This is a genomic window from Micromonospora zhanjiangensis, from assembly GCF_042650605.1.
Lineage (GTDB): Bacteria > Actinomycetota > Actinomycetes > Mycobacteriales > Micromonosporaceae > Micromonospora_J > Micromonospora_J zhanjiangensis.
This window is the reverse complement of record NZ_JBHSBN010000027.1, coordinates 38814-51796: the sequence shown is the minus strand read 5'-3', so window position 1 is coordinate 51796 and position 12983 is coordinate 38814. Positions and strand designations below refer to the sequence as shown.

11 protein-coding genes are annotated in these 12983 nt (G+C 71.1%); 4 read left to right on the top strand and 7 right to left on the bottom strand.

From position 1 onward, the window contains the following. Position 1 precedes the first annotated feature (1 nt). The 5 genes from ACFOX0_RS27620 to ACFOX0_RS27600 all read right to left on the bottom strand — a co-directional run bounded on the left by ACFOX0_RS27620 (position 2) and on the right by ACFOX0_RS27600 (position 6767). Complete coding sequence (locus tag ACFOX0_RS27620) at positions 2-2347, bottom strand: ATP-binding protein (protein ID WP_377551394.1); 2346 nt, start codon at positions 2345-2347, stop codon at positions 2-4. Positions 2348-2385: 38 nt separating this feature from the next. Further along, positions 2386-3564 (bottom strand): hypothetical protein, encoded by a 1179-nt coding sequence (locus ACFOX0_RS27615; RefSeq protein ID WP_377551391.1) that lies wholly within the window; start codon positions 3562-3564, stop codon positions 2386-2388. Next, positions 3561-4247 carry a cyclase family protein gene (locus tag ACFOX0_RS27610; protein WP_377551389.1) on the bottom strand — a complete coding sequence of 229 codons (687 nt, stop codon included), beginning with the start codon at positions 4245-4247 and terminating at the stop codon, positions 3561-3563. Before ACFOX0_RS27610 ends, ACFOX0_RS27615 begins: the two co-directional genes overlap by 4 nt. 223 nt (positions 4248-4470) lie before the next feature. After that, entirely contained in the window at positions 4471-6078 is a 1608-nt protein-coding gene (locus ACFOX0_RS27605) for an MFS transporter (protein ID WP_377551387.1), read from the bottom strand. Beyond that, on the bottom strand, positions 6072-6767 hold the full coding sequence (locus ACFOX0_RS27600; protein ID WP_377551385.1) for an SDR family NAD(P)-dependent oxidoreductase: 696 nt from the start codon (positions 6765-6767) through the stop codon (positions 6072-6074). The genes ACFOX0_RS27605 and ACFOX0_RS27600 overlap by 7 nt, the downstream gene beginning before the upstream one ends. Before the next feature lie 298 nt (positions 6768-7065). On the opposite strand from ACFOX0_RS27600, the gene ACFOX0_RS27595 reads away from it, so the two are divergent. The 4 genes from ACFOX0_RS27595 to ACFOX0_RS27580 all read left to right on the top strand — a co-directional run bounded on the left by ACFOX0_RS27595 (position 7066) and on the right by ACFOX0_RS27580 (position 11591). Beyond that, positions 7066-9252 (top strand): MMPL family transporter, encoded by a 2187-nt coding sequence (locus ACFOX0_RS27595; protein WP_377551382.1) that lies wholly within the window; start codon positions 7066-7068, stop codon positions 9250-9252. A gap of 44 nt (positions 9253-9296) precedes the next feature. Further along, positions 9297-9482, top strand: coding sequence for a hypothetical protein (locus ACFOX0_RS27590; protein WP_377551380.1), 186 nt, complete (start codon positions 9297-9299; stop codon positions 9480-9482). A 183-nt stretch (positions 9483-9665) separates the two neighbouring features. Further along, positions 9666-10046, top strand: coding sequence for a DUF2203 domain-containing protein (locus tag ACFOX0_RS27585; protein ID WP_377551377.1), 381 nt, complete (start codon positions 9666-9668; stop codon positions 10044-10046). Between the two features lie 186 nt (positions 10047-10232). Then, complete coding sequence (locus ACFOX0_RS27580) at positions 10233-11591, top strand: hypothetical protein (protein ID WP_377551374.1); 1359 nt, start codon at positions 10233-10235, stop codon at positions 11589-11591. Positions 11592-11723: 132 nt separating this feature from the next. On the opposite strand, the gene ACFOX0_RS27575 is transcribed toward ACFOX0_RS27580, so the two are convergent. Both ACFOX0_RS27575 and ACFOX0_RS27570 read right to left on the bottom strand, forming a co-directional pair. After that, complete coding sequence (locus tag ACFOX0_RS27575; protein ID WP_377551372.1) at positions 11724-12137, bottom strand: VOC family protein; 414 nt, start codon at positions 12135-12137, stop codon at positions 11724-11726. A gap of 33 nt (positions 12138-12170) precedes the next feature. Further along, the gene (locus ACFOX0_RS27570) at positions 12171-12893 is read right to left on the bottom strand and encodes a DUF2786 domain-containing protein (protein WP_377551369.1); all 723 of its coding nucleotides are present in this window, start codon (positions 12891-12893) and stop codon (positions 12171-12173) included. Positions 12894-12983: the final 90 nt, after the last annotated feature.

The window sequence follows — 12983 nt, the reverse complement described above, 5'->3', positions numbered from 1 at the left end:
GTCAGGTGCCGAGCCGCTCACGTACGCCGGTCGCCCGAGGGTGGGCAAGCGTCTCGAAGATGGCCAACGCCTGCTGCCATCGGTGGACCGCTTCGGTGGACTCGCCGAGCCGCTGAAGCGCCGTACCCATGTCGTCCAACGTGATCGCGGCTGCGAGCCGGTCGCCGACTTCATCGTGCAGGGTGAGTGATTCGCGATAGGTGGCCACGGCGCTTGACCAGTCGCCGGCCGCAGCATGCGCCAGCCCAACGTCGTGTAGCGCCCATCCCTCGACCGCCCGGTTGCCCGTCTCGCGATGCAGCACACCGGCCCGGGTCAACAGATCGACAGCCTCCTGCCACTGGCCACGCGCCGACTGGACGCGGCCCAGGTTGCGAAGGGCATGGGCTTCTCCCCACTTCACGTCGATCTCACGGAAGAGGGTGAGCGAGCGATCGAGCGCGTCCTTCGCCTCGTCCCAGCGATGCAGCTTCAGATATGCCAGCCCGAGGTTGTTGCCGGCGAGGGCTTCGCCGAAGAAATCGTGCTCACGCTGGGTGGCGGCGATGGCCTGTGCGCAGTATGTGATCGCGTCCAACGGTCGGTCGGCCTCGACGCATGCCAGTCCCAGGTTGATGAGAATCCAGCACTCGGCTTGGCCGCCGAGGCGTTGCGCGGACGGCAGGACGACCTCGTGGACGGCGAGCAGCTCCGACCACCGATTGCGCAGGTAAAAGTATTCGCCGAGGGTGGCGGCCAGTTGCCAGGCAACGTCGTCGAAGCCGTGCCGGACGGCTTGGCGCGCGATCGGGATGAAGTTTGGACGCTCGGTGTCGCACCACGCGAACGCGTCGGTCGCGTTGGTCATCGCCGGGAGGGGGATGTCCTGGTCAACCTGGACCGGAACCCGTCGCCGCTCCGGGGCGAACAGACGATCCGTAGTGTCAGCGGCGGCAAGATACCACTGCAGCAGCCCGCGTACCGCCGCGTTGCGCTCGTCAGCGTCGATGTGCCGCTCGGCAAGTTCACCGGCGTAGATGCGCAGCAGGTCGTGGAAACGGAACCGACCGCCTGGCAGTTGTTCGATCATACTCGCGTCAACGAGGCCGCGCAGCAATCGACGGGCCGTCGCCGGGTGAACTCGGGCGATGACGGCCGCGATGGTGCTGCTCAGCTCCGGAGCCTCGTGCAGACCGAGCAGGGTCAACAGTTGTGCCTGCTCGGGGGCCAGTGACCCGAATGACCAGTCCAGGACCCGCCGGATGTCGGCGTGGTCGCCGGCGGCGAGACCATCTAGCCGTTCGCGTTCGTCGGCGAGCTCGGCGACCGCGTCGGAGACGGGAATCGCAGGCCTGGCGGCCAGGCCGTCACCGGCGACGGACAACGCCAGCGGAAGGCGTGCGCAGAGGTCGGCGAGCGCCACCACCGCTTCCGGCTCGGCGGCCGCACGTTGGACACCGATGGTTCCGGTCAGCAGCGAAGCCGCGTCCTCTCGGTCCAGGAGCCCGAGTTGCAACAGGTGCGCGCCCAGCCCGGGCAGGACGCGTCGACTGGTGATGATCGCCCGGCTGTTGGAAACGCCGGGCAGCAACGAGCGTACGTGGCTGGCATCGCGGGCGTTGTCGAGGATGAGCAGCAGCTGGCGGTCCGCTGTTTCGGTGCGGAACCGCACCTCGAGTTCCGCCTGACCGGTCGGGATCTCCTCGTCTGGAACGTCGAGGCTGCGTAGGAGTTGGCTCAAGGCCGCGGCGGGCGTGAGCGGCTCGGCCGCGTCACCGTAGCCGTGCAGGTCGACATACAGCTGACCATCAGGGAACCAGCGGGCGGCAAGATGCGCCCAGTAGAGAGCCAGAGTGGTCTTGCCGATGCCGGCGGTCCCGGTGATGACGACCGAGAGGAACCCGCCCGGGGCGCCGGGCAGGAGTTGTTCGAGCGTCGCCAGTTCGGCGGTTCGGCCGGCGAACACCCGGGCGGACGGCGCGGGCACCTCATGCGGCACGTGCGGCCGGGTGATGGGTGTGGGTAACTGCGCAATCTGCCGCCAGGCGTTCTGCCATCGGGTGACCTGAGCACTCACCTCGACCTCCGGCTCGCCGCGGAGACACGCGCAGACGAAGCAGCGAATGAATTCGTACACCTCTGCTTCCGTAGCGGGCTGCCGGATCCCGCATTCGAATGCCTGGATGGACTCACGGCGTAGCTCCTTCCAGCACTGCTTCGAGCGGGGATCGCGCATGCGGTCGATGGCCAGCTTCGCCCATCGTTCCCGCAGCGTCCGCAGAGCCTGCCCGAACTCCTTCGGCGACTGGGCGCCACCGGGGTCCGGTACGGGCTCCCGAGCGCCACCGGAGGCCGACGACGAGTCCATCAGAGACCTTTCCAGCGCTACGTGACCTCAAGCGCACCCTACGTCATCGGGCGGAAGCCGGCTATCGCCGCTCTGGATCGATCGTCTCCGGTAGCGGAGTCCGGCAGGAGCAGCACCGCCGAGTTCGCGGGCAGCGTGCCGGGCAACGCGACCGATCGCTCGCTGTGGATATGGCGAAGATCGACAGTTCCACTCTGGAAATGCGCGTTTGCGAAGTCCAGCGGCCCCGCGACGAGGCGGGCGCCGGTGAAGGTGACCGACGACCCGCAGAAGATCGCGCCGAAATCGACAGCACCGCCGGTAAATGTCACGTCGGTAAACGCGACTTCGCCGCTGGCGAACTCCGCACCGTCGAACGACAGCGTCCCGGCGGTCACCGCGGCGCCGGCGAAGGTGACCACACAGTCGACGAACTGCGCATCCTGAAACGACACATAAGCACCGGACATGGTCACGTCACGCAGTGACAGGTAACCGCCGGTAAATCGCGCGTTGCGGAAACAGACCCGGCCGGCACTGAACACCGCGCCGTCGAACTCGCCGTCGTCGAACACCGCCCCGGTGAAGTCGAGGTCGTGGCCCCACCAGCCGACACGCGCGTTGCGACGCAGGTGCGATGAGATCAATCTGATGATCGTCTGGCGGACCTGCCGCTCACCATGCCATGCCGCCTGCATGTCGGGCTGGTCGGGAGGGTCGACGGCATAGAACATCCGCAGGTATGCGCACAACACGTCAACGCAGGTCTGTCTGCCCGCCGGCCAGTCGTCCGCCAGTGACGCCATCGCGTATGCACCGGCCAGACGTACCGCGGCGGCCGGGTCGCCGAGCTGCCGCGCTGCGGTCGAGAAGCGCTCCATGCTCAGCTTGACCTTCTCCCGCTGCTCCTCCATCTCGCTGAAATGCTGCTTGCGGTACGCGACCACAAGGGCCACGATGCCGCCGACCCCACCTGTCACCGCGAGCGAGATCTTGGTCAGCTCAAGCCGATCCTGTAAGGGAACGGCCTCGCCGCCCCGGAAGGCCGGTGCACCGATCTCCCACCACAGCAGCAGCCCGGCGGCGAAGGCCACGACAGCCGCCAGGACGATCCAGCCGGCGATGTGCCAGCCGAGGCGAACCCGGGGCGACGTGAGGTTGTCCGGGGTCGACAGCCAGCCGAGAGCGCGCGGGGAGCCTACGGTCCGGCGAGGTCTGGGCATCCGGTCTCGGTTCACGAGTCGAGTCCTCGCACCCAGACGGCACGCACTGGGGACGCCGAGATCCCCCGGATCGGCAATGGTGCCGCGATCAGATGACCGCGGGTCGAGCCGACCGCTCCGAGGTTGGCCAACGGCGCCAGCAACAACGCGTCCGCCTGGAAGAATCTCCGCAGATGCCCCGACGGCGCAGCCGGGTTCTCGAAACGTGGGGTGTCACCGCCGAGCAGGCTGAAGCGCTGAGCAAGGGCCTCGTCGATGACGTCGTCGTCGAAGTACGGGCAGGCGTCCAGGTAGTCCGGCTCGTCCCAGTGGGTGTCCCAGCCGGTCGAAATCAGTAGCCCGTACCCCTCCCAGGGACCTGGTCCGATGCCGGCGAGCACCGCACGGACCTCATCTGCTCCCACCGCTTCCGCCGGCCCTTTCGGCACCTGTACGCAGACGACGGGCAACAGCACCGTGCGCTCCAGCGGGACATGGTCGAACCGCATACCGTCCGGACGTACATGCGCTGCCGTCTCTATATAGGTGCCGGTCTGCAACGGCATGCGCACCGCTTCGGAATAGATCGGTTCGGGTAGCCACGCAACGGGAGGAAGATCGAAGATCTCGGGCGCGAAATAGGGATCCGGGTAGTGCCACATACGCGGATGGATCGGTCCCGAAATGTCGATCATGCTGTACGAGTGGGAGGCGTTCATCCGTTCTCCATTCGTGGCCAGCTGGGCTGGTCTGATCGCGTCCCTTCGCGACGACTTACCAGACGCAGCTAGCACACTACTCAACGTGTCCAAGGGCTGACATCGACGGATCGGATGCCTTAGGGCCGCCGCCCCGGCCGACGCGGCCGGCCACCCGGCGGCGGACGAGCCGGACGCGGTGGCCGGGGCGGACGCTGCCCCTGAGCCCGCACCGGTGGGCCGGCTACGGGGCGGCCTCGGCCGGGACGAGATGGTTGACCTCGGGGGTGCCGGAGGCCAGCGTCCAGGCCCGTTCCTCCGCCACCTGGTCAGCCCTGGTCAGCCGGCCCCGGTGCTGGCGCAGGTGCTCGTCCCAGGACGGGACCTGATAGACCTCGACGAAGCAGTCCGGCGCCTCGCCCTTGCGGAACAGGCCCCAGCGCATCGCGCCGGTCCGCTGCCGGGCCGCCCGGACCGCCTCCATCGCCGCCACGAACTCCTCCTGCCGTTCGGGCGGCACGGTGAAGGTGATGGTGACCAGGATCGGGCCGACGGTGGGGTCCGGTTCGTGCACCACCTGCAGGTCCGGCCAGAAGGTGGCCGGGTCCCGTTCCACGCTGCGCAGGTCGGGCAGCGGCCACAGCCACGCGGTCAACGCGCCCACCACCATCAGCGCCGCCGCGACCAGGTGCGCGACGACCAGGCCGGCCAGGTCCGCCACCACCCCCCAGACCAGCGCGCCGATCGCCTGGCTACCGGCGAAGACGACCTGGTAGACGGCGAGCCCGCGGGCGCGTACCCAACCGGGCAGGAAGAGCTGGATCTCGGCGTTCAGGTTGGACAGCGTGGTCACCCAGGCCGCGCCGGCCGGCACCAGCGCCAGCAGGACCAGCGCCTCGCTGCGCACCAGGGCGACGACCAGCATCGCCAGGCCGTACAGGACGCCGGCCAGGAGCACGAACCAGGTGGGTGACAGCTTCGCCCGTACGGTCGGCAGCAGCAACCCGCCGACGATGGCGCCGACGCCCAGCGCGCCGAGCAGGACGCCGTACCCGCCGGAGCCCAGGCCCAGTCGCTTGTTGGCGATCAACGGCAGCAGGGCCCACAGCGCGCTGGCCGGCAGGATGAAGACCAGCGCCCGCAGCAGCAGGCGCTGGACCGTCGGCGAGTGCCGGACGTACCGGCCACCGGCCCGCAGCGCGGCGGTGAACCGCTCCGGCACGCCGGCCGCCTCGGCGGTGGCGGGCCGCCACCGCCACAGCGCCACCGCGAAGATCACGAAGGCCACCGCGTTCAGCGCGAAAACCACCGGCACCCCGGTACGGGCGATCAGCACGCCGGCCACCGCCGGGCCGATCGACCGGGCGGCGTTGACGCTGATCGCGCCGAGCGCCGAGGCGGACTGCAACTGCGACCGGGGCACCAGGTCCGGGATCACCGCAGCCCAGGCGGGCAGGGTCAACGCCTGCCCGACGCCGAACGCGAAGGTCAGGGTGAGCAGCAGGGCCGGCGGCATCCGGCCGGCCGCGGTCAGCAGGGTCAGCAGGACGGCCACCCCGGCCACGAAGAGCTGGACCACGATCAGCAGGTGCCGCCGGTCGAAGGTGTCGGCCAGCGCACCGGCCGGCAGGGCGAGCAGCAGGATGGGCAGCATGCTGGCGGTCTGCACCAGGGCCACCAGGGTGGACGCGCCCGGCTCGTTGATCAGCAGCCACTGGGCGCCGACGGTCTGCATCCAGGTGCCCAGGTTCGCCGCCAGCATCGCCAACCAGAGACTGCGGTACGCGGCCACCCGCAACGGCGCCCAGGCCGAGGGTGGCGGCTCGGCGGCGGCCGGTCCGGCGCTTACCATCTGCCGTCGGCGCGCAGCACCTTCTGCCCCGAGACGTACAGATCCTCGGGCTGAAGCGTCAACAGCCGTACCACCTCGGGCGCCACCTGCTCCGGCAGCGCGTAGACCTGGTCGAGGAACTCGGCGCCCACCCGCTCCTGCAGCCGGGTGTGCATCGGACCGGGGTGGATCTCCATCACCTTGATGCTGTTCGACCCCTGCGCCTCGGCCAGCGACTCGACCAGGCTGCTGCCGAAGCTCTTGGTGGCCCGGTAGAGCGGGATGCCGGGCCGGGGGATCTCGGTGGCGATGGCGCCGATGTAAACCAGGTTGCCCCGGCCCTGGTCGCGCAGCAGCGCGATCGCCTCGTGCAGGAAGTACGCGGTGCCCAGCACGTTCACCGTCACGGTACGTTGGATGGTCTCCGGCGAGTTGTCCTGCAATGCCCCGCCGGCCCAGACACCGGCGCAGTGCGCCAGCCCGTCGATCACGCCGTAGCGGGCCCGTACGCCGCCGAGCACCCGGGCGATCTGGTCGGGTTGCGAGACGTCGCAGACCTGCCCCTCGCAGTCCAGCGCGTCGGCGGTGAGCGCCACCTCCTCCGGCACGTCGCCGAGCACCACTGTCCGGTACTCCCGGGCGAGCAGGCGGGCCACCTCGAGCCCCAAGCCGCTGGTCCCGCCGTCCACCACGAAGGTCCGCCCGCCCATGCCGTCCGCCCTTCCTGCCGGAAGTCCCCTCTGCTTCGAGGTTGTCACCCCGGCGGGCGCGATGCGGCCATGATCGGCCAATCGACGTTCGGGCGCGGGATTCCTGACGGCGTTCACCTTGTCCCGGTTCGACCCGTCCTGATCGCCGCGCCGGATTGTTAGTTCACTCACCCGGGGCCACCACCGGACGGCGGGCCGGCGGGTTGGCCCTACTGTGTTAGTGAACATCGTTCACTTCCGGCAGTCGCTGCCAGAAGCCACTTGGTGACCCGAAATCACCACGACCAAGGGACCTGGCGTGTTCGCTTCCTGGGGATCTCTTGCCTTCCGCCTGCGATGGGGCATTCTCGCGGTGCTCACCACGGCCATCGTGGCCGCGGGGTTGTGGGGACTCGGGGTCTTCGGCCAGTTGACCGAGGGCGGCTACGAGGATCCGGGCAGCCAGTCCAGCAAGGCCGCCGCCGCGGTACAGGCCGCGCTCGGTCCGCAGGGCGGCGACCTGGTGGTCATCTACACGCCGCAGACCGGCACCGTGGACGACCCGGCGCTGGCCGCCAAGGTCGACGCCAGCCTCGCCGCCCTGCCGCCCGACGCGGTGCGCAGCGTCAACTCGTACTGGCGGACCAAGGCCCCGCAGTTCAGTACGCCGGACAAGCGCAGCGCCATCGCCGTGGTCAACCTGACCGGGGCCGACGACGGCGACAAGCTGACGTCGTACCGGGAGATCAAGGACCGGCTGTCGGTGGCCGGGGTGGACACCGAGATGGCCGGCAGCGCCGCGTTGCAGGACTCCACCTCGCAGCGCTCCAAGACCGACCTGACCCGGGCCGAGGCGGTCTCCCTGCCGGTGGTGCTGGTCCTGCTCGTGGTGATCTTCGGTTCCCTGGTGTCGGCGGCCCTGCCGGTGCTGGTCGGCGGCCTGGCGGTGTTCGGCTCGCTCGGCGTGCTGCACGCGATCGCCCTGACCACCAACGTCAACTCGTTCGCCGTCAACGTGGCCAGCCTGCTCGGCCTCGGCATGGCGATCGACTACGGGCTGTTCATGGTGGGCCGATTCCGCGAGGAGTTGGCGGCCGGCCGGTCCCGGGAGGCGGCGGTCCGCAACACGGTGGCCACCGCCGGCCGGACCGTGGCGTTCTCCGCCACCCTGCTGATCATCGCGCTCGCCGGCCTGCTGCTGTTCCGGCAGGGCTTCCTCAAGTCACTGTCGTACGGCGGAATGGCCGCCGTGGCGCTGGCCGCGATCATCTCGCTGACCCTGCTGCCGGCTCTGCTCGGCATCCTCGGCCCGCGCATCGACAAGCTCTCGGTACGCCGTCGCCGCCCGGTCGGTCAGGTGGCCGGTCCGGTCACCGGCGGCTGGGCCCGGCTGGCCCGGTTCACCATGCGCCGCCCGATCCTGGTGGCCGCCCCGATCGTGGCCGGCCTGGTGCTGCTCGCCCTGCCGATCGGCCAGGTCCGGTTCGGCGAGGTGGACCAACGGGTGCTGCCCAAGAGCGACCCCGCCCGGCAGGCGATCGAGACCCTCAAGGCGGACTTCCCCGCGATGAGCGGCACCGGCGTACAGGTGGTGTTGCGCGGCACCGGCGGCGGCGCCCCGGACCGGGCCGCCGCGCAGGCGTTCGCGGCCCGGGTGAAGGGCGTCGGCGGCGTCGCCGACGTCACGCCGGCCGGCGCCGGGGGCGACGTGGTCGCCTTCACCGCCACCCTGACCGGCACCGACCCGCTCGCCGACGCGGCCCGCACCACGGTCGAGGACATCCGCGCCCTCGACCCGCCGGCCGGGACCGAACTGCTGGTCGGCGGCACCACCGCCCGGAACGTGGACAGCCTGACCGCCACCGTCGACCGGTTGCCACTGATGGTGTCGCTGCTGGTCGGCGCGACCCTGCTGCTGATGTTCCTGGCCTTCGGCTCGATCCTGCTGCCGGTCAAGGCGGTGCTGATGAGCGCGCTGAGCCTCTCCGCGACGTTCGGGCTCCTGGTCTGGATGTTCCAGGAGGGCCACGCGTCCGGCCTGCTCGGCGTCACCCCGGCACCGCTGGAGATCGGCATCGTCATCCTGATGGCCGCCCTGGTCTTCGGGTTGTCCACCGACTACGAGGTGTTCCTGCTGTCCCGGATGGTCGAGGCCCGGGCCAAGGGCGCGACCACCGCCGAGGCGGTGACCACCGGGCTGGGTCGCACCGGCCGGGTGATCAGCGCCGCCGCGTTGCTGCTCATCGTGGTCACCGGCGCCTTCGCCTTCGCCACCGTGGCGATGATGCGGTTCATCGGCGTCGGCATGATCATCGCGCTGCTGCTGGACGCCACCGTGGTCCGGATGCTGCTGGTGCCGGCGGTGATGCGGCTGCTCGGCGACGCGGTCTGGTGGGCACCCGGCCCGCTCAAGCGCCTCCAACAGCGCGCCGGGCTGCAGGAGTCCGACGACGTCGAGCCGGCAGACGCGGAGCCGGAGCCGGCACTGGCCGGTCGACCCGGCTGATCGGGGCTCTGGCCAGCGGCGGGAGGTACCACTAACCTCCCGCCATGGGGAGATTCACGCGAGTCAGTGCCGCTGCCCCTCGGGTCGTCTGGATCCTCGCCGCCGGCCGGTTCGTCAACGCCGCCGGCTCCTTCATCGGATTCTTCCTCTTTCTCTACCTCACCAGCGGCACCATCCTGGCACCGCCGGTCGGCGCATTCGTCTACGACGTCGCACCGCGCCTGCTCTGACCCCCTGCACCGTGGCGGCGATCGGTGCGGCGCTGTTCGTCTGGCGAGCCGGCCGGACCACCCGGCGCCGGGTCGCACCGGACCGACCGGTACCCGACGAGAGGCCGAGTGCCGGCCTGGCCCGGAACTGACGATGTCCCGCCCACCGGCCCAGCCCGCCCTCGGGGATGGCAGGCTGGGCCGGTGGGACTGTTCACGACGGCGCAGGCGCGCGCGGAGTTGGACCGGCTCCGGCCGGTGCTGGACCGGATCGTCGCGGTCCGTGCCGACGCGGCGGAGCTGGCGGCGGCCCTGCGACCCGGCGGACCACCGACGGCGCTCGGCGGCGTGCCCGAGTGGAAGGCCGCGCAGGCGCGGCTGGACGAGCTGATGACCCTGGTCCAGCAGACCGGAGCCGAGTTGCGGGGACTCGCCCCGCTGCTGGTCGACTTCCCCGCCGAACTCGACGGCTCGCCGGTGCTGCTCTGCTGGCTGGAGGGCGATCCGGAACTGTCCTGGTACCACCGCCCGGATCCCGGCTTCGCCGGACGCCGCCGATTGCCGGACGACAATCGTCCGGTGTAGACGGACGCCGAGGCGCACCGATCCGCGAGTCGGTCCGGCCGGTCCGGAGTGGACGCCGTATCCAGATTTTGAAAAATGAGTTGACCTGCGGGTATGTTGGCCCGACATCCTCATGTCCGTCATTCCGACATGACCTCGGCGGGGCTGGTCACCGGGCGACGGCGACACACGTAAGGCGGAAACCCCGTGAGTTCCTACACCATCACCATCGCTCCCGACGATTCCAGTCAGGCCACCACCACGCTACGGGTGGAAAGCACCGACACCGGCACCCGGATCACCGAGCTGCTGGTCCGCGCCGGTGACGGCGAGGGCCTGGGCGTGAACCAACTCCCGGCCGTCGACCTCAACCAGTTGCTGCGGGCGGTCATCCCGGCGTCCCCCGTCCAGCACGAACTCGCCGGTGCGCCCCGTTCCGAGGACGGCCAACCGATCCAGGCCACCGTCGACCCGGTCGACGGTCCCGCCCGGTCCGTCGACGCCGCCGATGCCGCGATCGAGTCCGTGGACGCCGTCGACGACGAGCGCGTCGCTCCGCGGCCCACCGAAGCCCTGCCGGTCGAGGCCCCGGCGCACGCGGCGGCGTCGGTCGAGGCCGCGCCGGTCGAGGCCGCGGTGACCGGCAGCGACCCGGTCGAGGCCGCGGTGACGGTGCCCACCAAGGCGGCCACCAGGAGGGTCGGTTCGGCGCGGGCGGCGAAGGCGACCGCTCCAAAGGCCGCCGCGCCGAGGGCCGCTACCAGGAAGAACACCGGCTCGAAGAACACCGCACCGACAGCGGCCAGGTCCACGAAGGCAAATGCCGGCAAGGCCACGAGGGCGAGCGCGGCGAAGGCTGCCGACGCCAGCGCCGTGAAGCCAGCGAAGGCGAGCGCAGCGAAGGCGAGTACCACGAAGGCAGCGAAGGCAAGCGCGGAGAAGGCCACGAAGGCCGCCGTTACGAAGCGCACGGCCAGGAAGGCGGGCGGCGCGGCCAGTCCGACCACACGTAGGCCGGGCACCGCGACGAAGGCCACCGGCACCCGGCCGGCGAAGACCACAAAGGCCCCGGCCAAGAAGACCGCTGCGGCCAAGACCGCCGTAGCCAGGAAGGCCGGGCCGGCGCCAAAGGCCGGGCCGGCCAGGAAGACCGCCGTGGCCAAGAAGGCGGGAACCGCCGTGGTCGCGAAGGCCGGACCGACCAAGAAGGCCGAGACCGCCGCGACCAAGAAGACCGGACCGATCAAGAAGGTCGAGACCGCCCCGGCCAGGAAGGCCGCCGCCGGGCCGGCCGCCGCGACCAAGGTGGCGCCCGCCCGGAAGAAGGCCACCAGCAAGCTGGCGACGACCGGACGGTCGGCCACGGCTCGGAAGGCCGGCGCCGCCGAGAAGGCCGCCCCGGCCAGCGGGCAGCAGCGGGCGTACCGGCGGGCACCGGCCGACCTGGCGCCGGTGTACCAGCGGGTCGGTAACGCCACGGCGGTGGCCGCGCACTACGACGTACCCCGGCACACCGCGCAGGCGTGGATTCGCACCATGCTGCGGAACACCGCGGCCGGCGGCTGACGCCAGCGGCGCCGCCGGCTGACGTCACTGTTTCGGGCCCACAGCGAAAACGTAGTGGCTCTACGTCTTCGCTGTGGGCTCGAACTCGCCACCGCCGGACCGCCGGTCGGGGCGGCGCCACGCCCGGTACGGTCAGGGCGCGTTGGTCCAGCCGCGGGTGCTCAGCACCAACCGGTACCCGTCCGGGTCGGCCAGGGTGACACCCCATCGGTCCCAGTACGGACCGCCCGAGACCAGGGTGCCACCGGCCCGTTCGAGCCGGGCCACGAGCTGCCCGTCCACCGGAGCGTCGAGGTACACGACGAGAAGATCCTCGGCGGTGGGACTGGGTTCGGCGGTGAGCTGCCGGCCACCGACCAGTTCGAGATGCCACCCGGCGTCCCGCCAGCCCAGCATGAGCAGGTCGTGTTCGCCGGGCCCGTCGGCGGATGCGCGGAACAACACGTCCAATCCGAGGCCGTCGGACCAGAACCGTTCGGCGGCGGCGAGGTCGCGGGACGGGCGGGCGATCCGGATGTGCGGCGCGGCGCCGCTCAGGGTGACCATGGGCGCAGGCTAGGACGTCGACTCCGGTCCAGGTCAACCCCCGGTCAGCGGGGTGGCTCGGCCGGTCCGCAGGCCGGTACCGCCCAGATCGGCGCGGCGGCCCGCGGCGGCGCCCAGCCCCAGGCCCCGCCCGAGCAGCCGGCGCGGGCCGGCGGTGCGCAGCCGCGGGTAGACCTCGGCCACCCGGCGATCGACCCGGTCCGACCGGTCGGCGAGGACCAGGGCCACCGACGGGACGCCGGTCGACGGGGCCGTACCCGCCGAATCCGCCGCCGCTGCCTCGGCGGCCCGCAGCCGGTGGGCCACCGCGGCGGCGAAGCCGGCCAGCCACGACCGCCGGAACGCCGCCGGGTGCTCGCCCGAAGGCACCGGTGTGCCGGCGATCCCGTGCGCGGCCTGGACCAGCAACGAGGTGAACAACAACTCGACCCGTTCGAGGTCGCTCGCGAAGCCGAACAGGTGCACGGCGAATCCCGAGCCGTCGCGCCGGCGGACCGACCGGCAGCGCAGCGCGTCGGCGATCCCGGCGAGCAGGCCGGTCTTGTCCAGTGCGTACGGTGCGACCACGTCGATCACCCGGTCGCCGATCGGGTCGCTGGTCGGTTCCCGGGCCGCCAGCAGCGCCCGGTCGACCCCGTACCGCGCGATCAGCTCGGTCGCCTTGGCGGTGAACGCCTCGGCCTCGGCCGGCGTACAGGCCGGGTCCTCGGCCTTGGCCAGCAGTTTGCGGACCTTACTCAGGATCGCGTCGGACATGCCGACAGAGCTATCACACCTGGCCTACGCTCGGCGGCAGCGCCCCGCCCGGCCGGGCCGCCGCGATCGCGAATTGTCCCGCCGGCCACG